Source organism: Devosia geojensis (assembly GCF_000969415.1).
Taxonomy (GTDB): domain Bacteria; phylum Pseudomonadota; class Alphaproteobacteria; order Rhizobiales; family Devosiaceae; genus Devosia; species Devosia geojensis.
On the sequence record NZ_JZEX01000119.1, the window covers coordinates 24108 to 49401 of the forward strand.

Sequence of the window (25294 nt, forward strand, 5' to 3'; positions counted from 1 at the left end):
CGGGCCGCCCGGATCAGGCCTCGAACGTCACCTTGCCCTGCGCGTCGAACTGGTAGACGTCGTCGCGGAACGACACGGTGCCCTGCCTGTTGGCCCAGGCGGAGATGTAGGTGGTGTGGATCGGCACGGGGTTGGTGAGCGCCTCGTCGTGGCGCGCATTGGACGCGAAGGTCGAATCGACCCGCGACAGGTCCCAGCCATTGTCGCGCAGCAGCCAGGCGACGAGCTGGTTGACGCCCTCGACGCGCACGCAACCGGAAGAGTGGAAACGCGCGTTCTCGCCGAACAGCGCCTTGGTCGGGGTGTCGTGGAGATAGACGTCGTGGGGGTTGTGGAAGTTGATCTTGCAGTGCCCCATCGAGTTCTCGGCGCCCGGCTCCTGGCGGAACATGTACTGCACCGCCTCCTCGGTCTGCCAGTTGATCTGGCTGGGCTGAATCTCGTTGCCGCTGCCGTCGTAGATGTGGATGCGGAACTTGGCCAGATACTCCGGATCCTCATTCATGTACTTGATGAGGTCGTTGCGGATGATCGACTTGGGGACGTGCCAGTAGGGATTGAAATTGATCTGGTGGATCTTGCTGGCAAGGATCGGCGTGGCGCGATCGACGCGGCCGACGACCGCGGTGTGCCGCTGGACGACGAACCCGCCCTCGACCGCCTCGATGGTGGCGGCGGGAATGTTCACCACCACATAGCGCTCGGAGAGCGTCGCGGCCATGTTGGTCACGCGCTGGAGGTTGAGGTAGAGCTGGTTGAGGCGCGTCGCGGCGGGCACCGCCATCGCATAGAACGTCGCCTCGTCCACCTGGCCGGTGAGCTGCAGGCCGTGGCGGGCCTGGAAGGTGCGGATGCCGGCGTCCGTGGCCGGATCGATCAGGTTGTTGACGCGCTCGACATAGGGCATGTCGCCGGACGAGATGAGGCGGCGCTTGAGGGCGATGCCCCCATCGCGATCCTCGCCGAGGCGCAGGCCATAGACCTCGCGCGGGATCTCCTCCCAGCCGCCGGCGGCAACGAACGGCTCGTACTGCGAGATGGCGAGCTGGAGGTTGTAGGCCGTATCGTAGGAGAGGATGGGCTCCTGCGTCTCGATCAGCGCCTGGGCGGCGGCCGATGCGCCGGCCGTATCGGCGTTCCGCAGAACCCGATCGCGCGCCATCATGTCCCAGATCGACTCGGCCCGCGCCATCGCCGGCGGCAGGACCACCGAGGCCCCGGCCACTGCCATCGACCGGAGCAGAGTACGTCTATTCAATCGCATGCATTCACCCGAATTGCAGCTCGACCTATCGCCAGTGGGTATCACCGGCCCGCGGACGCGACAACGTCCGTCAACCACCTGTGAACCACCAGCACCGACTTGATACAGAATGCGGGGAAATGGTTTCCAAACCGCATATGCGAAAAGCTTCATACCGGGCTTTGCGGCACAAATAAGAAAGGAATGCAGCCCGACCCGCGGCGGAACACCGAGTGTGGCGGCGCGGACACAGCAGGCCATCCTGGCCATGCCGGACGAAAAACCCCGGCCTCTTGCGAGACCGGGGTTCGAATGGTCGGAGTAGCGTGATTCGAACACGCGACCCCCTGCTCCCGAAGCAGGTGCGCTACCAGGCTGCGCTATACTCCGATAAGGGTTCGAGGCTGGCCGGGAACCGCCCACGCGTTGCGGGGCACGCCTCGATGCGGCGCTATATAGCCGTCTCGCCCGCTCGGTTCAAGCGCTTCGCGACACGTTTTGCACGCGGTTGCGCGCCCTGGGCAAACCGTGTAGGAACCCGCCGAGTTGGGGCGTCGCCAAGTGGTAAGGCATCGGTTTTTGGTACCGACATTCCTAGGTTCGAATCCTAGCGCCCCAGCCAGTTCCGACACCATTGTCCACATAGATGGGGAATTTCCATGCCCCCCACGTACGGGTCTCCCTAGCCTGGCGCAATTGGTTATGAGATGGTGGCGAGGTCAGCCAAGAGGATGGCTTTGCCGTCCCGGCGGGCGCTTTCGACCGCGGCTAAGCCGCACAGAACGGATATCGCGCCCGCGCGTGAGCCGGCGCGCTGCCCCAGAGGATCGGGCGTGCCGGGCTTGAACAGCGCGTCGCGCAAGCGGTCATCGCCTCCAAAGTGCCCACCGGAGTAGTGTGGGATCCAAATGCGTTCCACACCTTTGAAATTGCGGATCACCAGAATCTCGTCGGCTGGAGGCTCCGTCCAGGGCTGACGGTGGAACTGGCGGATCTCGATGCGGCCATGCGTGCCGTTGATGGCCAGGTGGTGCCCTTCGATCGGCATGTAGGTGTTGAGCGAATAGGTCGCCTGTACTCCGTTCGAGTACCGCACCAGCGCGCTCATCGTGTCGGGAATGTCGATGTCCTCGCGGTAGACGCAGGCGTCCCTGACATAGCCGTCGATACTGGAAGGGTCCTCGTAGAGGGCACTCAGGTAGTCATTCCCCGTGATGTCGAAAAAGAACTCACACTTCCCAGCATGCGAGCAGCCTTTGCAGCGGGCGCTGCGGAATGAGCCCGCCTTGCCGTATTTGCGCTGGCTCGACATTGCGCTGACCGAAATCGGATCGGCGTCCAGGAACCAGTTGAGGAGGTCGAAATGGTGCGTGGCCTTGTGCACGAAGAGCCCACCCGAGGAGCCTTCGTAGGCATGCCAGCGCCGGAAATAGGCGGCACCATGGGTCGTGTCGAGGAACCAGTGGAAGTCCACCGACGTCACCTTGCCTATAGCTTGCTCGAGGAGCAGCTCCTTGATTTTGGCCGAGAGCGGGGCAAAGCGGTAGTTGAACGAGACATCCACATGCCTGCCGCTGGTTTTCTCCGCATGGAGGATACGATGGATCTTGTCCACCGTGGTGGTCAGCGGCTTCTCGCTCACCACATTGGCACCGGCTCCCAGCGCCTTGACGATCACCTCGTCATGATCGCTGTCGCGCGTGCACACGATGACCGTATCCGGCCGATGCCGTTCCAGCATTTCGTCGCGATCGGCATAGATCGGAGCGCTGGAATTCATCATCTCGCGCGAGCGCTCGGCGCGCAGAGTATTGAGATCGCAGATACCGACCAGATCGACGTAGTCGGACCAGCCCTTGAGCAATCCCCTGCCCCACATGCCGGTGCCGCGATGACCGGTTCCAACCAAGGCGTATCGGTTTTTCAGGCTGGCATGTTTCATTTGCGCAAATCTCCCCAAGGCTTCTGTTGGCTGCGCGCCGCGGGTTGTGCCTGAGGCCGCATCGCTCAGAGCTGCGGCGGGTTGGGCGGCGGGAACGCTTGACAGGTGTAATTTTGAATTATAATTATGAATAATGAATTCCAGCGTCAAGCGGGTTGCTCGCGGCAAGGCAAGATGGAGACGATCAGGTGCTGATCACGGCCCCGACACGGCGAAAAACGCTGCTGATACCCGCGACCATGAATGGTACAGATCGCGTGTCTCACCGCGCTGCTGTGCGGCTCAGGCGTTGGAAATCAGGGAGTAGCGCATGCTGCCGACACGAATGGTCAGGAAGTCTCTTCACAACGAACTGGTGGAGATTCTGCGCGAGATGATCATCGAAGGAGCGATTGCCACCGGCCGACGGATTCCCGAACTCGAACTGTGCGAGCAATTGGGGGTGTCCCGCACGCCGCTACGGGAAGCCCTCAAGGTTCTCGCCAATGAAGGCCTGGTCGAACTCACGCCCAATCGTGGTGCCACGGTGGTCGAGCTCAAGATCGAGGATATCGAGGAGATATTCCCGGTAATCGGCGCGCTGGAATCGCTGGCTGGTGAACTGGTCTGCGCGCGAGCCAGCGATGATGCCATCACCACGATCGAAGGGCTCCATGCAGAAATGGCCGCACATTTCCAGGCCGCTGACCTGCCGAACTACCTCAAGGCCAGCCAGACCTTCCACGACACCATTCTCGAAAGCTCCGGCAATACCGCCCTGATCGCGAGCTATCGCAACCTGACGCAGCGGCTCCGCCGCGCGACCAATTCGGCCCACATGACCCGGGAGCGTTGGGAGGAGTCGATGCGCGAGCACGAGAAGATCCTGGCTGCGCTGAAACAGCGAAATGCACCGCTGTTGGGCGAGCTCTTGCGCCAGCATCTGGAGTCGCGGGGCCAGTCCGTCATCGAAGTACTGCGCCGGCGCGCCGAGAAACCGGCACTCGCGGAAACCTGAACAAGCTCGCGGCAAACAAACGAACAGGCGGGGCAAACCGCCAGAGGGAGGGGAGACAATGGCCGATCTGAAATTGGTGAACGTGTGCAAGAGTTACGGGCAAGTCGACGTCATCCATGGCGTCGACCTGGAGGTGAAGCACGGCGAATTCGTCGTCTTCGTCGGCCCCTCGGGTTGCGGTAAGTCCACCCTGCTGCGAATGATCGCGGGGCTCGAGGAGATCACCGACGGCGACGTCGTCATCGACGGTGACTATGTGAACGATGTCGATGCCACCGACCGGGGGCTCGCCATGGTGTTCCAGTCCTATGCGCTCTACCCGCACATGACGGTCAGGAAGAATCTCTCTTTCGGGCTCGAGATCGCCAGGGTTGCGCGTCAGGAGATCGACCGGCGGGTCGCCGAGGCTGCCCGCATCCTCAAGATCGAGGACTATCTCGACCGCCACCCTGCCAAGCTTTCCGGCGGCCAGCGCCAGCGCGTCGCCATCGGCCGCGCGATCGTACGCGAGCCCAAGATCTTCCTCTTCGATGAGCCGCTGTCCAACCTCGATGCCGAGTTGCGCGTAGCGACACGTGTCGAGATCGCCAAACTGCACGAGCGGCTCGGCGCCACGATGATCTATGTGACGCACGACCAGGTGGAGGCCATGACCATGGCCGACAAGATCGTCGTGCTGCGCAATGGCGTGGTCGAGCAAATCGGCGCGCCGCTCGATCTCTATAATCACCCCGCCAACCTGTTCGTCGCCGGTTTCATCGGCTCGCCCAGGATGAACCTCCTGGAAGGACGCGTCATCGGGAGCCGCACGGGCGAAATCGAGATCGAGATTGCCGACAATGTTCGGATTACCGCGCCGATCGGCCCCCTGCCCGATGTCGGCAAGGTGACGCTCGGCATTCGCCCCGAACATTTCGCGCGAGTGGGTGCCGAGGAGGCGCAGTTGGCATTGACGATCGATTTCGTCGAGGCCTTGGGGGGTGAGACGCTGGTCTACGGCTCCCTTCCGGGGGGCAGCCAGCCGATCATCGTCAAGCTCGACGGACAACATCTGATCGAGAATGGCGCAAGCTTGTCGCTGACTGTGCAGCCGGGACAGATGCACGTCTTCGATGCCACTGGCCGCGCCTTGCCAAAAATGCGCGCCACAGCCGCGGCTGCCTGAACCGGGCAGCCGCGGACCAGCCAACAACCCTTGAGCAAGGGAAACCATGCGCCGGCCCATAGGACCCGGCCGGCGCAAACGAGAAGTCGTGTTCAGACGGCCGGGGACAGGGACCTGTGAGGAGATCATCCAATGACCAATATTTCGCGTCGGTCGTTCAATCGCTACCTACTGGCCTCGGCAGCCGGTGCGGCCGCCTTTGGCGGGTTGACCGGTTCTGCCTTCGCCGATAGCCGGCTGCGTTTCATGTGGTGGGGCAATCCCACACGCGACGAGCGCACCAATGCCGTCGTCGATCTTTTCGAGAGCGCCAATTCGGGCATCGTCGTCGATACCGAGGCGCTGGCTTCGAACGATTACTGGCCCAAGATCGCGACCCAGGCGGCCGGCGGCAACATGCCGGACGTCATGCAGATGGACTACCGATTCCTGTTCGAGTATGCGCGCCGCGGGCAGATCGTTCCGCTCGATGGCTATGTCGGCAACCAGATCGATCTCACCAATTTCGATCCAGGATTCGTCGACAGCGGGCGCGTCGATGGTCAGCTCTTCGGCATTCCGTTCGGGGCCAATTCGCCTTCGGTCATCTACAACATGACCAAGCTTGCCGAATATGGGGTGACCCTGCCGGATCCGAGTTGGACCTGGGATCAGTTCTGGGATTTCGCGCGCGAGATCCAGGCTGCGGCACCGGAAGGCCAGTGGGCCGTGGCCGACAAAGGATCGTGGGAGCCGGCGTTCGACATCTTCCTGCGTCAGCAGGGCAAAATGCTCTACACCGAAGAGGGCGAGCTCGGGTACACCGCTGCCGACGCCGCCGAGTTCTTCGACATGTGGCGCGTTGCCCGTGAAAACGGCCTGGTGCCGCCCGCCGACATTACCGCGCAGGATTCGGACGGTCTCGACACGCGTCCGATCTCTCGTCGGCGCGTCGCCATCGACTTCGCGCATTCCAACCACCTTGGCGGGCTGCAGGGCCAGAACCCCGACGAGCTCGGCATAACCCTCTTCCCGCACCGTGAGGGTGGCATTCCGGGCCAGTACATGAAGTGTGCGACCTTGCTCTGCATCACGGCCAACAGCCAGGCCAAGGAAGACGCGGCCCAACTCGTGGACTTCCTGCTGACCGATCCGGAAGCCAACAACATCCTGCGCATGGAGCGCGGCGTGCCGGGCGACAATGCCGTCGCACAGGCGCTGCTGGAAGATCCGGACGATATCGAGCGCAAGACGATCGAGTATTTCGAGATCGTGCAGGGCAACGTCTCGCCGATGCCGCCGCCCCCGCCATCGGGCGCCGGCGAGGTGGAAGTGATGCTGGTCCGCCTCTATGGCGAGCTGATCTTCGATCGCCTTACTCCTGAGCAAGCAGGCGAACGCCTGGTCAACGACGCCCAGACGATCCTGGCGCGCGCTTGATTCTGCCGGTCCGACGACTTCGCCCGTCGGACCGGTCCTTCCCTGCGAGGTATCGTCCATGGCCACCACCACAATTCCACGCTCGCGCCGGGACGCGATCGCCAAGCGATGGCAGCGCGGTCGCTCGGGCTACATGTTCCTGATTCCCTGGCTCATCGGCTTTTTCGCCCTGACGCTCGGGCCGGCCTTGGCCTCGCTCTATCTGGCTTTCACCAAATACGACGTGCTGACACCGCCGGTGTTCACCGGTCTCGACAACTTCGGCTACATGTTCTTCCAGGACTACCGGTTCCGCCAGGCACTGCAGGTGACCTTCACCTATGTGCTCTGGTCGGTGCCGCTCAAGCTGGGCCTGGCCCTCCTGATCGCCATTGCGCTCGACAAGGGCACGCGCGGGGTCGACCTTTACCGCGCCATTTTCTACCTGCCGTCGCTGATCGGCGGTTCCGTGGCCATCGCCGTCCTCTGGCGCCAGCTCTTCGATCGCGACGGCCTGACCGACCAACTGCTGCAGCTGCTTGGCTGGCCGCCCGGGACCTCGCTGCTCAACAATCCCGACCATGCGCTCAAGACGCTGATCGTGCTCTCGGTGTGGCAGTTCGGTGCGCCGATGGTGATCTTCCTCGCCGGGTTGAGACAGATACCGCAGCACCTGCACGAGGCGGCACGGATGGACGGCGCCAAGACCATGCAGCGCTTCTCGCGCATCACCCTGCCGCTCCTGGCTCCGGTGATCTTCTTCAACCTCATCATGCAGACAATCGACGCCTTCAAGGCCTTCACGCAGGCCTTCGTGGTCTCGGCGGGCACCGGCGGCCCGATCGACTCGACGCTGTTCTACACGCTCTATCTCTACCAGGAGGGCTTCGCCTTCTTCCGCATGGGCTATGCCTCCGCGCTCGCCTGGTTCCTGCTGATCATCATCGCGGCGTTCACCGCGCTGACCTTCCTCTCCGCAAAATACTGGGTGCACTATGACGACGGTCGCTGAGAACGCCGGGTTCGATCCCTATCGCGAAGCGCGGGCCCGCTCCAAGGCGCTCAAGCAGCGCCGCGACGTCGTCCGCGCCATCATCAAGCACATCGTGCTGATCCTGTCGTCGATCGGCATGCTTTATCCGCTGCTGTGGCTGGTTTCGAGCTCGTTCAAGCCCGACACCGCCATCTTCTCGGATTTCTCGCTGATCCCCGAAGCGTTCTCGTTCGCCAATTACGTGAATGGCTGGACCGCCCTACGCACCAGCTTCACCACGTTCTTCACCAATTCCTTCTTCATCGCCGCCCTGGCGGTGATCGGCAACCTCATGGCCTGCTCGCTCACCGCATTCGCCTTCGCCAGGCTCGAATTTCCGCTGAAGAAGCTGTGGTTCACACTGATGCTGGCGACGCTGATGATCCCCTATCACGTGACGCTCATTCCCCAGTACATCCTCTTCCTCAATATCGGCTGGGTGAACACCATCCTGCCGCTGGTCTTGCCGAAATTCCTCGCCACCGACGCTTTCTTCGTCTTCCTAATGGTGCAGTTCTTCCGCGGCATTCCGCGCGAACTGGACGAGGCGGCACGCATGGATGGCTGCGGGCCCTGGCGCATCTACTGGCGCATCATGCTGCCGCTCTCGGTGCCAGTCATGGCCACCGCCGCCATCTTCTCGTTCATGTGGACCTATGACGACTTCCTGGGTCCACTGATCTATCTCAACGACATCAACCAGTACACGGTGCCGCTGGCGCTGCGTACCTTCGTGGACTCAACCGGCGTGTCCGCGTGGGGACAGCTCTTTGCAATGAGCACTCTTTCGCTCCTGCCGGTCTTTTTCTTCTTCCTCTTTTTCCAGCGTCTCATCATCCGGGGCGTCGCGACCTCTGCGATGAAGCGCTGAACGATGAGATACCGCATCGCCGTTGTCGGCGCGCGCATCGGCGCAAAACATGTCGAGGCCATCCGGGCCCTGCCGGATCGCTACGAGTTGTCCGCAGTCTGCGACCTCGACCGGGTTCGTGCTGCCCGGATCGCGGACAAGGTGCCGATCGTTGCCGATTACGCACGCCTCTTAGAGCAAAATGATATCGATATCGTCGCGCTCTGTACGCCCTCGCACCTGCATCTGGAGCAGACGCTGGCAGCCCAGGCTTCGGGCAGGCACGTCGTCTGCGAGAAACCTGTCGCCGCGACAATCGAGGAACTCGACCGTCTCGCCGCCGCCGTGAGGGAGACAAATTGCCTGGTCTTCCCCGTACTGCAAAAGCGGCATGGCAATGGCCTCCAGAGGCTCCGTTACCTTGCCGACCGAAATCTGCTCGGACGGCTCTATGTGGCAAGCGCGGAAAGCCATTGGTCACGTGGTGCCGACTATTACGCCAATCCCTGGCGGGGACGCATTGCCACCGAACCCGGTGGAACGCTGATGACCCATGCCATCCATCAGCACGATATGATGCTGAGCATCGTGGGGCCCGTGCGCTCCGTCTTTGCGCGCATTGCGACGCGCGTCCACGATATCGAAACCGAAGATTGCGCCAGCATCGTCGCGACGACCGAGGACGGTGGATTGCTGTCCCTCAGTGCAACCGTGGGATCGCATGCCCCGGTTTCTCGTCTGCGTTTCTGCTTCGAACACCTTACGGCCGAGAGCAGTTCCTCGCAGAAAGCGCCGCATCACGACCCTTGGACCTTTACACCTGCCGAGCCCATGCGCGGTCAGATCGAGGCGGCGCTCGCCGATTTCGCGCCGGGGGCGGAGGACTACGTCGCGCTCTACCGGTCCATACATGCCGACCTCGAGACGGGCCGGAACACGGGCCGGTTGGACGAGTTCCGGCCGGTCCTGGCCCTCACGCAGGCCGCTTACCAATCCGCCCGCGAGGGCCACGAAGTCACGCTGTCCGATCCCCTTCGGGCGGCAGCCGTGTCGGCCACGCATTCCCAGTGAGATCATCATGGTTTACCACAACCTCTATACGCACTTCGCCAAGAAGGACCTTGTAAGAGTCGGGGTCATCGGTGCTGGAAACTACGGCACCGCCATCGTCACCCAGGATCCGCACACTCCCTTGATGACTGTCGTCGCTGTGGCCGATATTTCCATAGAGGCGGCGCGGCAGGCCTATATCAAGACAGGCCTTGATCCCGAGACGATCGTCTATTGTGCCGACCTCGACGCAGCGGAGGCGGCCCTGGCCGCCGGGCAGCGCGTCTATACGGATAATTGCCGCCTCGTCGCCGAGATCGGCGCCGTGGACATCGTCTGCGAGAGTACGGGCATACCGGAAGCGAGCGCCGTCTATGCCCTCGCTGCGATCAACAATGGCAAGCACGTGGCGATGATCACCAAGGATTGCGACGTGACCATCGGACCGATCCTCAAACATCTCGCCTCGCAGGCGGGCGTCATCTACACGCCCGTGGATGGCGACCAGCACGGTCTTCTGATCCAGTTTTACGAGTGGGCGAGGTCGGTAGGACTGACCGTCCTCAGTGGCGGCAAGGCCACCGACGGAGAGTTCATTTATGACGAGGCCGCCGGCACGGTCACCATCAAGACCGACAAGAAGATCCATGCGCCTGCCGTCGAAACCATAACGATCGCACCCGAGGATCGCCCTTATCTCGGCATGATCCCGCAGGGCAAAGTGGAGGAGTACGTGGCAAGACGCGCGGAAATCCTCTCGCGCCTCCCCCAGCCGGGCGCCTACGATCTCTGCGAGATGACCATTGCCGCCAACTACACGGGGCTCGCTCCCGCGGTCGACACGCTCCATCACGTTCCGATGCGGATCACCGAACTCCCCGTCGTCTACTGCGAGCGCGAACATGGTGGGCTGTTCGAGGGTCAGGAGCATATCGACCTTGCCACCTGCCTGCGCGGCCCGACCGAATCCGGACTTGGCGGCGGCGTCTTCCTGGTCGTTCGCTGCGACAACGCCTATTCCAATCACATCCTGACCACCAAGGGGCAGATCGCCAACTACGACGACACAGCGGCCGTCATCTACCGTCCCTACCACCTTTGCGGCGTGGAGACGTCCAGTACGCTGCTGCTGGCGGGGCTACTCGACATAGACACCGGTGCGCCGGACTTCCGCCCCCGCTACGATCTGGTGAAGGTTGCCTCCCGCGACATCGCCGTCGGCGAAATCTTCGGCAACGATCATAGCCCGCAGATGACGGCGCGCATCGTTCCGGCGCAGCCGGTCGGACCGGGTAATCTCGCCTGCGCCCATCTCCTCACCGGTAATCGTGCACGCGTCGACATTCCCACCGGAACGCCGATCACCTACGACATGGTCGAAGAACCGGCAGGATCATTCCTCTGGCGGTTGCGCCGCCAGCAGGACGCTGTGTTCGGCTTGGGGCATGAGGCAGAAGCGCTCGCCCCGGCCGGCATCGCCTGAGACAACGGCATGTCCCGGATCGTCCTTCTCCACGCAACCTCGGTCGCCATCGAACCGGTGAAGCAGGCTTTCGACGCCCACTGGCCCGAGGCAGAGCTGATCAATCTGCTCGATGACGGCTTGAGCGTCGACCGCGCCCGGGATGCGGGGCTGACCGAGGCGATGATCGACCGGTTTACCGCTCTCGGCCGCTACGGCGCCGCCCATGGAGCCGAGGGTATCCTCGTTACCTGCTCGGCTTTCGGTCCGGCGATCGATCGGCTTGCCGCCGGGCTCGATATCCCGGTGCTGAAACCCAATGAGGCCATGTTCCGCGCCGCCATCGACCTTGGCGCACGAATCGGCATGTTGGCCACCTTCGCGCCCGCCATCCCCACCATGGAGGAGGAATTCAACGACTTCGCCAGAAGCGCCGGAACGGCGGCCACTTTGGAAACTATTCTGGTCGAAGGCGCCATGGCGGAGTTGCGCGCCGGCAATGTGGCGCGGCACAATGACCTGGTAGCGGCACAGGCTCTCGCGCTTGCGGGATGCGACGCGATCATGTTGGCTCAGTTTTCCACCGCGCAGGCGGCCGGCAAGGTCGGCGCCAAGGTGGACGTGCCGGTGCTGACGGCACCCGAAGCCGCGGTGGAACGCATGAAGGTGCTGGTTCTGGGAGGGGAATGAATGCTGCTGGGGGTTATTGCCGACGACTTCACGGGGGCGAGCGATATCGCCAATACACTCTCCAAGGGCATTCCGAACCAGGGCGGGTTGCGAACCGCCCAGTTCATGGGAATCCCCGATACGCCGGCACCGACGGACGTGGAAGCGGGCGTGGTAGCGCTTAAGTCGCGATCGATCCCCGCGGCGGAGGCGGTCGAACAATCGCTGACGGCCCTCGACTGGCTGCGGGCACAGGGCTGCCGACAGATCGTCTTCAAATATTGCTCCACCTTCGATTCAACGCCCGACGGCAATATCGGTCCGGTTGGGGAAGCGTTGGCGCATGCGCTCGACGCCAAGGGGGTGATCGCTTGCCCGGCCTTTCCCACGATGGGGCGGACAATTCATCAGGGGCATCTGTTCGTCCACGATCGGCTGCTGAACCAATCGGGCATGGAGAAACATCCGCTGACGCCGATGACCGATCCAGACCTGCGCCGGTGGCTCGGCCGGCAATGCCAGGACCCCGTCGGCCTGGTGGCTGCGAGCCTGGTGCGCCAGGGACGGGACGTGGTGCGCCAGGCATTTGCGGGTGCCGCCCAGCGGGGCGAGACCTTGGTCATTGCAGATGCCGCGACGGACGAGGACTTGCTGGTGCTTGCCCAGGCGGCCGCCGACGCCCCCCTACTCACGGGCGGCTCGGGTATTGCACTGGGCCTTCCCGCCAACTTCATCGCCCGAGGAGAGGCGGACGGCGCCGGCGTGGCATTCGACGGCGTGGCCGGGCCCGAAGCAATCCTTGCCGGCAGCTGCTCCGGTGCCACGCGGGGACAGATCGACCTGCATGCAAGCAACCATCCTGTCCTGCGCATCGACGTCGATGCCGTCATGACAGGCAGGCTGCAAGCGGAGGAGGTGGTACGGTTCCTGTTCGACAATAGCGGGCAAGCGCCACTCGCCTATTCGTCGAGCCCGCCTGAAGTGGTCGCCGCCATGCAGGATCAATATGGTCGCGAGGCCGTGTCCGACCGGCTGGATACGCTCTTTGCCGATGTCGCCGTCGCAATGCGCAGGAAGGGCGTTCGGCGCCTGATCGTTGCAGGCGGCGAGACCTCCAGTGCCGTGGCTCAGGCGCTCGAGCTTGGAGCGCTTGCCATCGGCCCGGAAATCGATCCCGGTGTCCCGATCCTCACCGACATGGACAACACGATTGCCCTGGCGCTGAAATCGGGCAATTTCGGTGCGCCTGATTTCTTCGCCAAGGCATTGCAGCGGATGGAACGGCCATGATCCTGGAACAGACCTTGCGCGGCGAGATCGTGCGTTTCGGCACCATGCTCTACCAGAAGGGATTGGCCCATGGCAGCGCGGGCAACCTCTCGGTCAGGCTGGAGGACGGTTCGATACTCGTGACGCCGACCAACTCTTCTCTGGGCTTTCTCGAGCCGCAACGGATCTCGAAGGTGTCGCGTGAAGGCGAGTTGCTTTCCGGCGATCCGCCCTCCAAGGAGGCGTTCTTCCATCTCGCCGTCTACGAGCAGCGGCCGGAAGCGAGGGCGGTTGTCCATCTGCATTCCACCCACAGCGTCGCGATGTCATGCCTCTGCCACGACGACCCGGCTGACGTCCTGCCGCCACTGACCGCCTACGCTGTCATGCGCGTCGGAAAATTACCGCTCCTGCCCTATTTCCGGCCCGGCGACCGCAAGCTGGCCGCGTGTGTTCGTTCGGCGGCGCAGGATCATCGCGCCATGCTACTCGCCAACCACGGTCCTATCGTTTCAGGATCCAGCCTGGCCGAAGCGGTCTTTGCCTACGAGGAATTGGAGGAGGTGGCCAAGCTGTTCTTCCTGACCGATGGACGCAAGACATCACCGCTCAGCGCGGCCGCCATCGCCGAACTCAACGCCGTGTTCGGTAACTAGCCGGCCTCAGTCGTCGTCCCAGATATTGTCGACACCTGCCACGCGGTCTGGCATCGTCCGCAACAACCGGTTGCGACCTGCCAGACTATGGTCACGCAGGATGCGGGCGAGCCGCGTTGGATTGCCGCTGCGCAATTCCTCGATGATCCGTACGTGATCGGCAGAGGATGCACGTACATTGCCATCAAGGATCAGGGCGCGCTTGCGCCAGATATGCAGCTCGCGGTCCAGATTATCATAGATGTCGGCGAGGTGCCTGTTGCCGGTAAACTCCATGATCTTGGAATGGAACCTGCGGTTGAGATCGTAGAAGCGGTCGGATTCGTCGGCCTCGATGGCCGCTTCCATATCGTCCTGCAAGCCCTGCAGTTCGTCGATCTGTGCCTGGCTGATGTTGCGCGCTAGAATACGGCCGGCCTGGGCTTCCTGCAGGCGCCGGCAGGCTTCTCGGATCGGGCCACGGCTCACGCCCCGGGACTCCGCCAACTGCTTCTCGTTGATCCGCTCGCCGGGCACGAGCTGCCCATCGATAATCAGGTTCTCGAGGTAAGAGAAGATATCCTGGGACAGGGCGCGACCATGCGCCACCGACCCGCTGGAATAGAGGGCAACCTCAGCCATGCTTCTCCCTGACAATGAGCGACATAAAGTGTCAGCAATAATAGACGAGTGGTTGAGCTTGGCAAGCAGTTGAGCTCCTATTGCGACCTTTCGCTGTGCAAAAATCCAGCAAAAACCACGGAACAGGGCGACATTCAACGCTGATCAGAAGTGTCGGCAATCTTGGCGGAATATTGCCGCAGAGACGGCGTTCGTCAGGTCCAGACTGCGGCTGGCGGGATCGCCAGCTGCTTGCGCCAAGGCCCGCTTTGGCACCGCGGCGTACCGCGGTGCCAAAGGCAGATTTTTTCGGCCGGTCAGTTCTGCTGGCTCTCGACCAGTTCCAGGATGCCCGTATCGGTGACGATCGCGGTCCAACGCTCGCCCGCATCCGACCAGCGCTGCGCGAAGTCGGCGCTGTCGAGATATTCAGGATCGGAACCGAGGTCGCGGATGGCCTGCTGCACCTCATCGTCCGCCTTTGCGGCCGCAAAGGCGGCTTCGAGGCGCTGGGCAACCTCCTCGGGAATGCCGGCTGGAGCGCTTACACCGGTCCAGGACGCGACCTGAATGTCGTAGCCGAGTTCTTACGCAGTCGGGATATCGGCCAGCACCGGATCAACACTGCGCTCGGCGGCGAAAGTGACGAGCCCACGGACCGCGCCGGCCGAGATCTGATCCCTGTAGTCGACCGGGCTGCCGGCCGCGGCCGGGATGTGACCGCCGAGCAGGGCCGTCATAAGCGATGAACCACCGTCGAAGACGACATGAGGCATGTCCACTCCGGCCTCAAGCGCCGTCTGGGCCGGCCCGAGATGAGACGAATTGCCCACCCCAGTGATGCCGTACTTGACGGAACCGGGTTCCGCTTCCGCCGCGGCGAGCATCTCTTCGAGCGACTGCCAGCTACATCCGCTTCTGGAATGCGGTCACATCCTGCTCAACGGTTGAATTGGAGTCGAAGCGGACGTCTACTATGGAGTCGGCTGTACGTTTACCGCGACCCAGCGCAAGCAGCACCGACGTTAGCGAACGCACTACGCATGACGAGGTGAAAGACCGACGAACGCCTCGACCTGATCCCGAATGGCGATCTCAGTCGGCAATCGCTCCATGGAGCTGGCGCCATAGAAGCCGTGGCAAAGCCTAGTGCGCTCAAGCACGTATAGGGCATCTCGCGGCATCGCGATGGGCCCGCCATGGCAGAGGACGATCACGTCATCCTTGACGGAGCGTGCCGCGTTGGCCCACGCGTCGATCTTCTCGATGCAATCGTTGAGAGTCAGCGCCGTTTCGGCCCCGATCGCCCCGCCGGTGGTCAATCCCAGGTGGCACACGATAATGTCGGCCCCGGCCCCCGCCATCGCCGCCGCATCAGCCTCACTGAAGACATAGGGCGTGGTCAGGAGATCTATGTTTGCCGCCCGCGCGATTATCTCGACTTCGAGCTCGTAGCTCATGCCGGTCTCCTCGAGATTGGCCCGGAACACACCGTCGATGAGCCCGACCGTCGGGAAGTTCTGCACGCCGGCAAAGCCGACGCGCTTTAGGTCGGCAAGGAACGTATTGGGCAGCATGAAGGGGTCCGTGCCGTTGACGCCTGCCAGCACCGGTGTGTGGCGTACGACTGGCAGGACCTCGCGCGCCATCTCGACGACGATGTCGTTGGCATTGCCATAGGCCATCAGCCCGGCAAGGGAACCGCGGCCCGCCATGCGGTAGCGCCCGGAGTTGTAGATGACGATGAGATCGATGCCGCCGGCCTCCTCGCACTTGGCCGACAGACCGGTGCCGGCCCCTCCCCCGATGATGGGGCGGCCGGAGGCAATCTTGGCGCGCAGCTTATCGAGGATCTGCGAACGGGACGGACGGTTCATGAGCGGTTTGACCTTTCGATGTCTTTGTAGTTCCGGACCAGCGCCGCGGCGAACTCGGGATCGTTGACGTGCAGGTCGAGCTCGATCAGTCGCCGGTTCGGCGCCTCTGCCCACCCGGAGCGGATGGCCTCGAAGAGCGCCGCGTTCGCATCGGGATCATGGAAGGGCTGGCCGGGAGCGTCGATCGCCGAGACGCCGCGCAGCGGCAGGAGGAACCGTGTCGGTCCCCGCATCCTGTTGAGCCGTTCGACGAGGAATTCCCCGAACCAGCGGTTCTCCTCGGGTGTCGTGCGCATCAGGGTGATCTGCGAATTGTGGATATGGAGGCGCCGCTGCGTGAAGGCCTGCGGCACGGTCTCGCGGCCGCCGAAATTGACCATGTCGAGCGCACCGACCGAACCCACATAGGGGCAATGCGTGCGGATCACGGCGCCGAGCCGGTCCTGCGTCGCGGCGAAGACGCCGCCGACGACGAGATCGGCAACCTCGGTGGTGGTGACGTCGATGATGCCGTCGAGAAGCCCGGAATCGAGGAGCTTTTCCATCGACTGGCCACCGATCCCGGTGGCGTGGAAGGTGAAGACCTCATGGTCCTCCTCCAGGGCCTCGCGCGCCATCGTGACACACGCGGTCGTGACGCCGAACATGGTCATGCCGACGCTCGGCCGGTCGGCTGACGCCGCCGGCGCCCGGTTGAGCGCCATGCCGGCGGCCGCATGCGCGGCATTGCCGATGACGGTGCGCGAGATGGCGTTGAGCCCGGCGATGTCGGTCACCGAATACATCATGGTAAGGTCATTGGGCCCGACATAGGGCGCCACGTTTCCCGAAGCGACGGTCGAGACCATAACCTTGGGCGTGCCGATCGGCAGGCTGCGCATCGCCTGCGTCACCAACGCCGTGTTGCCCGTACCGCCGAGACCCAGGATCGCGCCGATATCGCGCCGGGTCGCAAGGTACGCCGTCAGCGCCTCGCCCATCGCCGTCACGGCCTGCCCGCGATCGGAAAGACCGAGCACGGCCTGTGCCCCGCCCGCGTGGTGCAGCGCGACCGTTTCGGCAGGGACCGCCGGCACCACTCCGCTCGGCGGGCCGGCCGTACCGACGTCGACAATCTCCGGCCGTGCGCCGGCCGCCGCGACACGCTCGGCGGCGTAGGCAAGCTCAGACCCCTTGGTATCGCACGTGCCTACGATGAGAACGGTGCTCATGGCCATCTCCTCCTGTTGCGGCCGTTCCTTTGCGGATCGTTCACACACGTCGGCCTCTGCGCGTTAGGATGCGCCTGCGCTCATTCAATATGCAAGATACAAAATATTCAATTTCTATATTGTATATTCTTCAGATGCACTGCATACTGCAGCCACATCGAACTCGGACCGACCATGAACGCCCCACGCCATCTCACCCTTCGCGAGCGCATCTACGAGGAGATCGTCCGCATGATCGTTTCAGGGGAGTTGCCGAGCGGCGCGCCGCTTGACGAGAAGGCGCTGACGGAGCGGTTGCAGGTCAGCCGCACGCCGTTCCGCGAGGCTCTGGGCACGCTCGCCAAGGAAGGCCTCATCGAGATCCGCCCTTACCGCGGCTTCTACGTGCGCAGCTTCTCGCGCAAGGAAACCGAGGACCTCTACGAGCTGCGCAAGACCCTCGAGTGCTTCGCCGTCGAGCTGGCCGTGCCGCATATGAGTGACCGCCACATCGAGCAGTTCGAACGCATCCTCGATGCCGCCGTCGGCGCCCTGCAGGCGGGGGACATCCAGGCATACGGCCTGCACGACAAGGAATTTCACGAGACGATTTCCGAGCTTTCCGGCAACGCCGCGCTCATCGAGACGCTCGCGCGCCTGGCGCTGCAGATCCAGGTCGGGCGCACCATCGCCAACGAAAGCAAGGTCTTCGCCGAGCGCGCCATCCGCGAGCGCGACGACATCCTGGCGGCCTTCCGCGAGCGCAACATCGCACGCGCAAGGCAGCTCATGCACGCCCACATCTCGGACGTCCAGCGCGCGGTGCTGGAGCGGTTCGAAGGCGAATAGCCGGCACACCGCCGGCTAAGGCGGGTTCATCCGCACGATCGAGAAGATGCCGGTCAACCGGCACGCTCAAAAGGAGGAGTAGATGACCAAACCCAAAGGACTTGCCCTGGCACTGGGGCTGCTGACGTCCGTCGTCATGGCGCCGGCCGCCTACGCTCAGACATTGACAGTATGGGGGTCTGAGCAGCAGTCAGACCCGCTTGTCGCCGAACTCTGGGAGGAGATCGCGACGAGCTTCGAGGCAAAGCACGACGGCGTCTCGGTCGAGTACATGGCGCCGACCGGCAACATCTCCAACGGCGCCGTGCAGGCGGCCATCCAGTCCAACGCCGGGCCGGACGTGCTGCTGACCAATTCGGGCATCGGCCGGGTGACGATCGTCGCCGAGGCCGGCCTGGTGCTCCCGCTCAGCGACCAATATGCCGAATACGGCTGGGACACCAAGCTCTACCCCTGGCTCTACGAGGAGCTGAAGACCCAGTTCGACGGCGAGCTCTACGAGGTTCCGGACGGGATCGACGCCATCGGGCTCTGGTACCACAAGGACCTCTTCGAGCAGAACGGCTGGTCGCTCGACGGCGGCTGGGCGGACTTCACGGCGACGCTCGATTCCATCCGCGGCGCCGGCATGGAGCCGATCGCGGTCGGCGTGCGCGGCTGCTGCAACGGTGGGCACCTCTTCGGCAACTTCCTGCAGGCCGCGGCCGGCAGCGAGGTGATGGGCCATGTGATGAAGGGCGAAGTTCAGTGGGCCGACCCTGCTCCGCTCTCGGGCGCCCAGAATCTCATCGAGGCGGTCAAGGCCGGCTATATCAGCCCGCAGATGACCGGGCTCGACCAGGACGCCGCCATCCGCCTCTGGGTGAACAAGCGCGCCGCGCTCTTCGTCGGAGGCCCCTGGTTCATCGGCAACGTGCGCCAGAACGGCTACGACGTCGCCAACCTCGGCTATGCCCCAATCCCGAGCGACCTGCCCGAAGGCTCGCGCCCGACCGGCGGCGTCGGCTGGTCGTGGATGGTGCCGACGAGCAGCGACCAGCCCGAGCTCGCCTTTGCCTGGATCGACCATATGCTCTCCGACGAGATCATGACGCTGCGTGCCGAACACCCGACCGGCAACCAGATGATGTCGCGCGACCTGCCCGACATCCAGCCGGCCGTGGCGGTGATGTCGGAAGTCTATGCGGCGGCGGCCGAAGGGGTCGGCTACAACCCCAGCGTCTACATCCCGGGTGCGGCGCTCGACACCTATTACCAAGTGATCGGTGGCCTCATCGGCGGCCAGGTTTCCGCCGGGGACGGCATGGCCCAGATCGACGCACGCATGGGCGACTGACCAGCCGCTCTTCCTCCAGACCCATCGGAGTGGATCGATGTCGAACGACACGACCAGGGCCGGACGCGCGGGCGCGATTGCCGCCCGCGCCGCTCCAGCCGCTGCCGAAACCTACAAGGACGGCTCGCAGGACAGCGCCGTGACGGGCTTTGCCCTGCTGCTGCCGGCCATCGCGCTCTACGCGGCCTTCTCGCTGCTGCCTATCCTGGTGACCATCTGGATCAGCTTCACCAATTCGGGCGGTTTCAATACGCAGGCCGAGTTCGTGGGTTTCGACAACTATCTGCGCGCCACGCAGGATCCGATCATCTGGCAGAGCCTGCTGCGAACGTTCCTCTGGCTCATCTATCACGTCGTGCTGGCTGGCGGCCTCGGATTGCTCATGGCGCTGGCGATCAGCGCCATGTCGCGGGGCCGCGTGTTCTTCCGCACCGCGCTCTTCCTGCCGCACCTCGTTTCGCTGGCCGTCGTCGGCGTCATCTGGGCCAACATCTATGATCCGTTCTACGGCCTCCTCAACACGGTGCTGCAGAACATCGGGCTCGGCGGCTGGATCCGCGGCTGGCTCTCCGAGCCGATGCTGGTCCTGTTCTCGGTGAACGTCGCCAGCTCCTGGCAGGGCTTCGGCCTCTACATGCTGCTCTTCATCGCTGGACTCCAGAACATCGACCGCAGCCTCTATGACGCAGCCGACGTCGACGGGGCGACCGCCTGGCAGAAGCTCGTCCACGTGACACTTCCGGGCCTCCGGGACGTGATGACCTTCGTCATCTCGCTGGCGCTCATCAACGGCCTCAAGGGCTTTGCCACAGTCTTCGTCATGACCAACGGCGGTCCGTTCTACGCCAGCGAGATTATAACGACCTATATCTACCGGCTCGCCTTCTCGGCGCAGGATCACGGCCTCGCCGCCGTGCTCTGCATCATGATGAGCATCCTGGCCATCACCATCACCGTCACCTTCAACCGCTGGCGTGCAAGGGGGGCGGCATGACCTGGCTCCGCGACTTCCGCATTCTCGTCGCCCTCGTTCCGTCGACGGCCGTCATCCTCGGCCCGTTCGTCTGGCTCATCGTCTCGAGCCTCAAGACCGAGGCCGAGATCGGGGCGGGCCATCCCTTCGACCTGCCCGACAACCTGATGTGGCAGAACTACGTCGATGCCTGGAACGTCGGCAGTTTCGGATCGCTCATCGGCAACAGCCTCATCAACGTCGCCGGCGTCGTGGCGCTGATGCTCCTCGCCTGCGTGCCGGCCGGCTATGCGCTGGCCAAGATCCGCTTCCCCGGCCGCGAATGGGTGTTCTTCGGCTTCATCTTCGGGCTGACCATTCCCATCCAGGCCATCATCATCCCGCTCTACCAGCTGTTGCAGGGCCTCGGCCTCATCAACTCGCTGACGGGAGTGGTGCTGGCGCAGGTGAGCAACGGCATCCCCTTCGGCATCTTCCTCATGCGCTCCTTCTTCCTCGGTGTGCCCAACGAGCTGACCGAGGCCGCCAAGATCGACGGCGCCAGCCACCTGCAGATCCTCGTCAAGGTATTCCTGCCGCTCTCCACCCCTGCCCTGCAGGCCCTGGTGATCATCTCGGCGCTCTCGACCTGGAACGACTTCTTCCTGCCGCTGGTGGTGCTCATCAGCCCCGAGGTGCAGACCTTGCCGCTTGGCCTAGTGCGCTTCGCCTCCACCTTCACCACCCAGTACCGGCTGGTGTTCTCGGGCACGGTCATCACGTTCCTGCCCGTCATCATCCTCTTCATCCTCACGCAACGGCGCTTCACCGAAGGCCTGACCCAAGGTGCCCTGAAAGGCTGACCATGACCCACCACGTCCCCCGCGACCTGCTCTATAATTTCGAGTACGACCGGCGCCTCAAGGCCTGCTTCATCGGCGCGGGCGGGCACGCCTACCGCAACGTCTATCCGACGTTCCGCTACGCGCCCGTCGATCTCGTCGCCCTCTGCGATCTCGACGAGAACCGCGCAAAGGGCGTCGCCCGGGTGTTTGGCGCCGAGCGCACCTATACCGACCACAACGAAATGCTGGTGACCGAGAAACCCGACGTCGTCTTCATCGTCACCTCCTACACCCCCGACGGGCACGTGCAGGCGACGGCGCTCGCCGGCGATGCCGTTCGCGCGGGCGCCCATGTGTGGATGGAAAAGCCGACCGCTGCATCGGTCGCCGAGATCGAGGAGCTGCAGGCGCTGAGCCGCGAGACGGGCAAGCAGATCATGACCGGTCTCAAGAAGACGTTCTTTCCGGCCATCGAGAAGCTCCGGGACATCATCGACGGCCCGTCCTTCGGGGCGCTGACCTCGATTTCCGTGCGCTATCCGCAAAATCTCCCCGCGCCGCAGGATCGTGGCAATCTCAACAAGATGCGCAGCTTTCTCGACCACATCTACCATCCCGGCGCGATCCTCGGCTTCCTTGCCGGAGAGATCGAGCGGGCGAGCTACGAGTGGGAGCCGCGTACCGGATCGAGCATCACCACGTTCCGCTTCAAGTCCGGCGCCATCGGCCAGATGCACCTGACCGCCGGCCAGGCGCGTGGGGCGCCGCTCGAGCGGGTGGAGGTCGTCGGCGAAGGCAGCCATGCCATCGTCGAGAACGGCAACCGGCTGATCCACTACCGCCCCTCCAAGCTGCCGACCTACGGGCGCTCCTCTAGCTACATCCTGCCCGAGGACACCGCCCCGCTCCTCTACGAGCCCGAGTTCTCGCTCGGCCAGCTCTACAACAACAACATGTTCACACTCGGCTACGTGCCGGAGGTGCTGCACTTTTGCGAGACGGTGCTTGCCGACAAGTCGCTGACCAAGGGCACGCTCGAGGCCGCGCACCAGATCATGAAACTCTTCGAGTTCTACCGCACGACCGAACAGGGCGTGACCGCCTCGTTCTGATTTCAGGAGATCCAATTGTCTGCCGAAACCTACGTCTCTCGCACCACCGACGGCCAGAAGGTGCCGACCAGTTGGGGCGAGCTTAACTGGAAGATTACCAACGACACCATGTCCGGCACGGAGATGACCCTAGGCACCTGCCGCATCGAGCCGGGCCAGCGTAATCCCCTCCACTCGCACCCCAATTGCGAGGAGTTCCTCTACGTCATGTCCGGGTCCTGCGAGCACAAGCTCGGCGAAGAGGTGGTGACCCTCAACGCCGGCGACGTGATCCGCATCCCGCGCGACGTGCCCCATTGGGCGCGCTGCACCAGTTCCGAGCCGATGATCGCGCTCATCGTCTTCTCCTCGGGGGAACGGCGGGCCGTCGATCACGAAGAAGGCGGCGGCGTCGCCTGAAGGGAGGTCCCCATGGCATCGATTGCCCTGGAAAGCATTCAGAAGTCCTATGGCAGCGTGCCCGTCATCCACGGCGTCGACATCGATATCGAGGATGGCGAGTTCGTCGTGCTGGTCGGTCCCTCCGGCTGCGGCAAGTCCACGCTGCTGCGCATGATCGCGGGCCTCGAATCCATCACGGGCGGCCGCATCAGCATCGGCAGCAAGGTGGTCAATGCCGTTCCCCCGAAGGACCGGGACATCGCCATGGTGTTCCAGAACTACGCGCTCTATCCCCATATGACCGTTGCCCAGAACATGGGCTTTTCGTTGCACCTGCGTCATTCGCCCAAGGCCGACATCGACAGGCGTGTCGGCGAAGCCGCCGAAGTTCTGGGATTGACGCCCCTGCTCGACCGGCTACCGCGCCAACTTTCCGGCGGACAGAGACAACGCGTCGCCATGGGGCGCGCCATCGTGCGGCACTCGCAGGTTTTCCTCTTCGACGAGCCGCTCTCCAACCTCGATGCCAAGCTGCGTGTTCAGATGCGCGCCGAGATCAAGGCGCTGCACCAGCGCCTCAAGATCACCACGGTCTACGTCACACATGACCAGACCGAGGCCATGACCATGGCCGACCGGATCGTGGTGTTGCGCGACGGAATCGTTGAGCAGATCGGAGCACCCCTTGACCTCTACGACCGTCCGACCAACGTCTTCGTCGCCACCTTCATCGGCGCGCCGGCGATGAACCTCGTAGCGGGAGCGGCAGGCGACAGCGCTTTCGAAGCCGACGCCGGCTTCCGGCTGCCCCTGCCGCCGTATGCGCCGACACTCCCCAAAGGCAGGCGCCTGCTCTACGGCTTCCGCCCGGAGCACATGACGCTGGCCGACGACGGCCCAATCTCTGCCAACGTCATCGTCGTCGAACCGACCGGCGCGGAAACGCAGATCGTCGCGCGCGCCGGCGACCAGGACATCGTAGGCCTCTTCCGCGACCGCTACCAGGTCGCGTCGGGCAACACCCTGCGACTTACCATCGACATCAGTCGTGCGCATCTTTTCGATGAAGCAACCGGTACGCGAATTGATGAGCATTGATGGAGATAAAACTGCTCGGCAAAATCGGCTTGCCCTATCGCTCAAGGCAGATCGCAACGCCCTGACCACCGCCGATGCACATGGTCGCAAGGCCCTTGCGTACATTGCGCCGCTGCATCTCGAGGATCAGGGTCACCACCATCCGCGCACCCGAACCGGCGAGCGGATGCCCAAGGGCGATGGCTCCGCCATTGACGTTGGCTTTCGCCACGTCCCATCCCATTTCCAGGTGCACGGCTATCGACTGCGCGGCGAAGGCCTCATTGACTTCTATCAGGTCGAGATCATCCGTTGTCCATCCAGCCCTTGCCAACGCACGGCGCGAGGCCGGCACCGGCCCCAGTCCCATCTCCATCGGCTCGACCCCGGCCGAGGCGTAAGCCGCGATGCGCACCAACGGTTCGAGCCCAAGGTCGCGCGCTCGTTCGTCGGACATCACCAAGAGGGCGGCTGCCCCGTCGTTGAGCCCCGAAGCATTGCCGGCCGTCACTGTTCCGCTTTCTTCGAAGATAGGCTTCAGCCCGGCGAGATCGGCCGCCGTCGTTTGCGGCCTGGGATGCTCGTCGGCATCGATGCGTACCGTGCCGCCCTTCACCTGAACATCAACGGGCACGATTTCCTCTGCGAATAGCCCCGCGGCTATAGCCGCGGCCGCCTTGCGCTGGGAGTCGAGTGCGAACGCGTCCTGCGCTTCACGCGTAACCTGATAGCGGCGCGCCAAGATCTCCGCTGTCACCCCCATATGCACACCATGGAACGCATCGACTAGGCCATCAACCATCATGGAGTCCTGCATCTCGACATTCCCGGTCTTGAAACCGGCCCGGGACCTCTGCAGCACGTGGGGCGCCAAAGTCATATTGTCTTGGCCGCCAACCAGCACGACGTCGGCATCACTCGCCCGGATCGCCTGCGCTGCCATGTGCAGCGTTCGCTGCCCGCCGCCGCAGACCTGGTTGATGGTCGCCGCAGGCACCGAAATAGGCACGCCCCCTCCGATCGCCGCCTGGCGCGCGGGATTCTGTCCAGCTCCAGCCTGCAGAACCTGACCGATCAGTACATCATCGATCATCGTTGGGTCGATATCGGTTTGCGACAGGACCGCGGCAATCGCACGGGCGCCGAGTTCGGTCGCGGGTGTGGTGGAGAAACTTCCACTAAACCGGCCTATGGCTGTTCTTTTTGCGGCGACAATGACTGCATCTCGAGACATGTGCGCACTTCCCGTCGAGACTCTATGCAACGCAGTCGGCAGAAAAAATACTGCTGCCGACTTGGCCGCCGGCATTCGGTGCTGTACCGTTCGGTCCATAACTGCTT

23 protein-coding genes, 2 tRNA genes and 1 pseudogene are annotated in these 25294 nt (G+C 63.5%); 18 read left to right on the plus strand and 8 right to left on the minus strand.

The features are described from left to right. Positions 1 to 13: 13 nt before the first annotated feature. Positions 14 to 1258 carry a L,D-transpeptidase family protein gene (locus VE25_RS13150; RefSeq protein WP_152664618.1) on the minus strand — a complete coding sequence of 415 codons (1245 nt, stop codon included), beginning with the start codon at positions 1256 to 1258 and terminating at the stop codon, positions 14 to 16. Between the two features lie 298 nt (positions 1259 to 1556). After that, positions 1557 to 1633 (minus strand) — tRNA-Pro (locus tag VE25_RS13155). Between the two features lie 157 nt (positions 1634 to 1790). On the opposite strand from VE25_RS13155, the gene VE25_RS13160 reads away from it, so the two are divergent. Next, positions 1791 to 1865, plus strand: a tRNA-Gln gene (locus VE25_RS13160). Positions 1866 to 1943: 78 nt separating this feature from the next. On the opposite strand, the gene VE25_RS13165 is transcribed toward VE25_RS13160, so the two are convergent. Beyond that, a complete protein-coding gene (locus tag VE25_RS13165; RefSeq protein ID WP_046109092.1) occupies positions 1944 to 3185 on the minus strand; it encodes a Gfo/Idh/MocA family protein in 1242 nt (413 codons plus the stop codon). A gap of 310 nt (positions 3186 to 3495) precedes the next feature. Here VE25_RS13165 and VE25_RS13170 point away from each other — a divergent pair, with 310 nt between their 5' ends. From VE25_RS13170 to otnC, 10 genes are all read left to right on the plus strand, one after another. Continuing rightward, positions 3496 to 4182: a GntR family transcriptional regulator gene (locus VE25_RS13170; protein WP_046109093.1), complete on the plus strand. Its 687-nt coding sequence runs from the start codon at positions 3496 to 3498 to the stop codon at positions 4180 to 4182. Between the two features lie 58 nt (positions 4183 to 4240). After that, positions 4241 to 5347, plus strand: coding sequence for an ABC transporter ATP-binding protein (locus tag VE25_RS13175; protein WP_046109094.1), 1107 nt, complete (start codon positions 4241 to 4243; stop codon positions 5345 to 5347). 132 nt (positions 5348 to 5479) lie between these two features. Beyond that, positions 5480 to 6766 carry an ABC transporter substrate-binding protein gene (locus VE25_RS13180; protein ID WP_046109095.1) on the plus strand — a complete coding sequence of 429 codons (1287 nt, stop codon included), beginning with the start codon at positions 5480 to 5482 and terminating at the stop codon, positions 6764 to 6766. Positions 6767 to 6824: 58 nt separating this feature from the next. Further along, positions 6825 to 7757: a carbohydrate ABC transporter permease gene (locus tag VE25_RS13185; protein WP_083988923.1), complete on the plus strand. Its 933-nt coding sequence runs from the start codon at positions 6825 to 6827 to the stop codon at positions 7755 to 7757. Between the two features lie 118 nt (positions 7758 to 7875). After that, positions 7876 to 8649, plus strand: coding sequence for a carbohydrate ABC transporter permease (locus VE25_RS13190; protein WP_244466928.1), 774 nt, complete (start codon positions 7876 to 7878; stop codon positions 8647 to 8649). A 3-nt stretch (positions 8650 to 8652) separates the two neighbouring features. Continuing rightward, the gene (locus VE25_RS13195; RefSeq protein ID WP_046109096.1) at positions 8653 to 9699 is read left to right on the plus strand and encodes a Gfo/Idh/MocA family protein; all 1047 of its coding nucleotides are present in this window, start codon (positions 8653 to 8655) and stop codon (positions 9697 to 9699) included. 7 nt (positions 9700 to 9706) lie between these two features. Beyond that, positions 9707 to 11161, plus strand: a complete 1455-nt coding sequence (locus VE25_RS13200) for an NAD(P)H-dependent oxidoreductase (protein ID WP_046109097.1) — start codon at positions 9707 to 9709, stop codon at positions 11159 to 11161. A gap of 9 nt (positions 11162 to 11170) precedes the next feature. Further along, positions 11171 to 11830 carry an aspartate/glutamate racemase family protein gene (locus VE25_RS13205; protein WP_046109098.1) on the plus strand — a complete coding sequence of 220 codons (660 nt, stop codon included), beginning with the start codon at positions 11171 to 11173 and terminating at the stop codon, positions 11828 to 11830. Continuing rightward, positions 11831 to 13099, plus strand: coding sequence for a 3-oxo-tetronate kinase (gene otnK / locus VE25_RS13210; RefSeq protein WP_046109099.1), 1269 nt, complete (start codon positions 11831 to 11833; stop codon positions 13097 to 13099). Then, entirely contained in the window at positions 13096 to 13734 is a 639-nt protein-coding gene (otnC, locus tag VE25_RS13215; RefSeq protein ID WP_046109100.1) for a 3-oxo-tetronate 4-phosphate decarboxylase, read from the plus strand. Before otnK ends, otnC begins: the two co-directional genes overlap by 4 nt. A gap of 6 nt (positions 13735 to 13740) precedes the next feature. Here the strand turns inward: otnC and VE25_RS13220 are convergent, their stop codons facing one another. The 4 genes and pseudogenes from VE25_RS13220 to VE25_RS13235 form a co-directional block, all read right to left on the minus strand. Continuing rightward, positions 13741 to 14355: a GntR family transcriptional regulator gene (locus VE25_RS13220; protein WP_046109101.1), complete on the minus strand. Its 615-nt coding sequence runs from the start codon at positions 14353 to 14355 to the stop codon at positions 13741 to 13743. 296 nt (positions 14356 to 14651) lie between these two features. Continuing rightward, positions 14652 to 15227: pseudogene (locus VE25_RS23370) on the minus strand (Bug family tripartite tricarboxylate transporter substrate binding protein); the annotation flags it as partial. 144 nt (positions 15228 to 15371) lie between these two features. Next, complete coding sequence (locus tag VE25_RS13230) at positions 15372 to 16211, minus strand: phosphoenolpyruvate hydrolase family protein (protein ID WP_046109103.1); 840 nt, start codon at positions 16209 to 16211, stop codon at positions 15372 to 15374. Then, on the minus strand, positions 16208 to 17422 hold the full coding sequence (locus VE25_RS13235; protein WP_046109197.1) for a Tm-1-like ATP-binding domain-containing protein: 1215 nt from the start codon (positions 17420 to 17422) through the stop codon (positions 16208 to 16210). Before VE25_RS13235 ends, VE25_RS13230 begins: the two co-directional genes overlap by 4 nt. Before the next feature lie 174 nt (positions 17423 to 17596). On the opposite strand from VE25_RS13235, the gene VE25_RS13240 reads away from it, so the two are divergent. The 7 genes from VE25_RS13240 (at position 17597) to VE25_RS13270 (ending at position 23974) form a co-directional block, all read left to right on the plus strand. After that, entirely contained in the window at positions 17597 to 18250 is a 654-nt protein-coding gene (locus VE25_RS13240) for a GntR family transcriptional regulator (RefSeq protein WP_046109104.1), read from the plus strand. 82 nt (positions 18251 to 18332) lie between these two features. Further along, the gene (locus tag VE25_RS13245; protein WP_046109105.1) at positions 18333 to 19586 is read left to right on the plus strand and encodes an ABC transporter substrate-binding protein; all 1254 of its coding nucleotides are present in this window, start codon (positions 18333 to 18335) and stop codon (positions 19584 to 19586) included. Between the two features lie 37 nt (positions 19587 to 19623). Then, the gene (locus VE25_RS13250) at positions 19624 to 20580 is read left to right on the plus strand and encodes a carbohydrate ABC transporter permease (protein WP_046109106.1); all 957 of its coding nucleotides are present in this window, start codon (positions 19624 to 19626) and stop codon (positions 20578 to 20580) included. Then, positions 20577 to 21401 (plus strand): carbohydrate ABC transporter permease, encoded by an 825-nt coding sequence (locus VE25_RS13255; RefSeq protein ID WP_052731951.1) that lies wholly within the window; start codon positions 20577 to 20579, stop codon positions 21399 to 21401. The genes VE25_RS13250 and VE25_RS13255 overlap by 4 nt, the downstream gene beginning before the upstream one ends. Positions 21402 to 21403: 2 nt before the next feature. After that, entirely contained in the window at positions 21404 to 22495 is a 1092-nt protein-coding gene (locus tag VE25_RS13260) for a Gfo/Idh/MocA family protein (RefSeq protein ID WP_046109108.1), read from the plus strand. 15 nt (positions 22496 to 22510) lie between these two features. Then, positions 22511 to 22894, plus strand: a complete 384-nt coding sequence (locus VE25_RS13265) for a cupin domain-containing protein (RefSeq protein WP_046109109.1) — start codon at positions 22511 to 22513, stop codon at positions 22892 to 22894. Between the two features lie 12 nt (positions 22895 to 22906). Continuing rightward, the gene (locus VE25_RS13270; protein ID WP_046109110.1) at positions 22907 to 23974 is read left to right on the plus strand and encodes an ABC transporter ATP-binding protein; all 1068 of its coding nucleotides are present in this window, start codon (positions 22907 to 22909) and stop codon (positions 23972 to 23974) included. A gap of 34 nt (positions 23975 to 24008) precedes the next feature. On the opposite strand, the gene VE25_RS13275 is transcribed toward VE25_RS13270, so the two are convergent. Continuing rightward, positions 24009 to 25187, minus strand: a complete 1179-nt coding sequence (locus tag VE25_RS13275) for an acetyl-CoA C-acetyltransferase (protein WP_046109111.1) — start codon at positions 25185 to 25187, stop codon at positions 24009 to 24011. Between the last annotated feature and the right edge of the window lie 107 nt (positions 25188 to 25294).

Excerpts from the sequence above, each read along its gene's own strand:
- VE25_RS13175 (WP_046109094.1), top strand. The coding sequence starts at position 4,241 with ATGGCCGATCTGAAATTGGTGAACGTGTGCAAGAGTTACGGGCAAGTC.
- VE25_RS13245 (WP_046109105.1), top strand. The coding sequence starts at position 18,333 with ATGACCAAACCCAAAGGACTTGCCCTGGCACTGGGGCTGCTGACGTCC.
- VE25_RS13275 (WP_046109111.1), bottom strand. The coding sequence starts at position 25,187 with ATGTCTCGAGATGCAGTCATTGTCGCCGCAAAAAGAACAGCCATAGGC.
- VE25_RS13250 (WP_046109106.1), top strand. The coding sequence starts at position 19,624 with ATGTCGAACGACACGACCAGGGCCGGACGCGCGGGCGCGATTGCCGCC.
- VE25_RS13170 (WP_046109093.1), top strand. The coding sequence starts at position 3,496 with ATGCTGCCGACACGAATGGTCAGGAAGTCTCTTCACAACGAACTGGTG.
- VE25_RS13255 (WP_052731951.1), top strand. The coding sequence starts at position 20,577 with ATGACCTGGCTCCGCGACTTCCGCATTCTCGTCGCCCTCGTTCCGTCG.
- VE25_RS13195 (WP_046109096.1), top strand. The coding sequence starts at position 8,653 with ATGAGATACCGCATCGCCGTTGTCGGCGCGCGCATCGGCGCAAAACAT.
- VE25_RS13240 (WP_046109104.1), top strand. The coding sequence starts at position 17,597 with ATGAACGCCCCACGCCATCTCACCCTTCGCGAGCGCATCTACGAGGAG.
- VE25_RS13185 (WP_083988923.1), top strand. The coding sequence starts at position 6,825 with ATGGCCACCACCACAATTCCACGCTCGCGCCGGGACGCGATCGCCAAG.
- VE25_RS13205 (WP_046109098.1), top strand. The coding sequence starts at position 11,171 with ATGTCCCGGATCGTCCTTCTCCACGCAACCTCGGTCGCCATCGAACCG.
- VE25_RS13260 (WP_046109108.1), top strand. The coding sequence starts at position 21,404 with ATGACCCACCACGTCCCCCGCGACCTGCTCTATAATTTCGAGTACGAC.
- VE25_RS13235 (WP_046109197.1), bottom strand. The coding sequence starts at position 17,422 with ATGAGCACCGTTCTCATCGTAGGCACGTGCGATACCAAGGGGTCTGAG.
- VE25_RS13190 (WP_244466928.1), top strand. The coding sequence starts at position 7,876 with ATGCTTTATCCGCTGCTGTGGCTGGTTTCGAGCTCGTTCAAGCCCGAC.
- VE25_RS13165 (WP_046109092.1), bottom strand. The coding sequence starts at position 3,185 with ATGAAACATGCCAGCCTGAAAAACCGATACGCCTTGGTTGGAACCGGT.
- VE25_RS13220 (WP_046109101.1), bottom strand. The coding sequence starts at position 14,355 with ATGGCTGAGGTTGCCCTCTATTCCAGCGGGTCGGTGGCGCATGGTCGC.
- VE25_RS13200 (WP_046109097.1), top strand. The coding sequence starts at position 9,707 with ATGGTTTACCACAACCTCTATACGCACTTCGCCAAGAAGGACCTTGTA.
- VE25_RS13270 (WP_046109110.1), top strand. The coding sequence starts at position 22,907 with ATGGCATCGATTGCCCTGGAAAGCATTCAGAAGTCCTATGGCAGCGTG.
- otnC (WP_046109100.1), top strand. The coding sequence starts at position 13,096 with ATGATCCTGGAACAGACCTTGCGCGGCGAGATCGTGCGTTTCGGCACC.
- VE25_RS13180 (WP_046109095.1), top strand. The coding sequence starts at position 5,480 with ATGACCAATATTTCGCGTCGGTCGTTCAATCGCTACCTACTGGCCTCG.
- otnK (WP_046109099.1), top strand. The coding sequence starts at position 11,831 with ATGCTGCTGGGGGTTATTGCCGACGACTTCACGGGGGCGAGCGATATC.
- VE25_RS13230 (WP_046109103.1), bottom strand. The coding sequence starts at position 16,211 with ATGAACCGTCCGTCCCGTTCGCAGATCCTCGATAAGCTGCGCGCCAAG.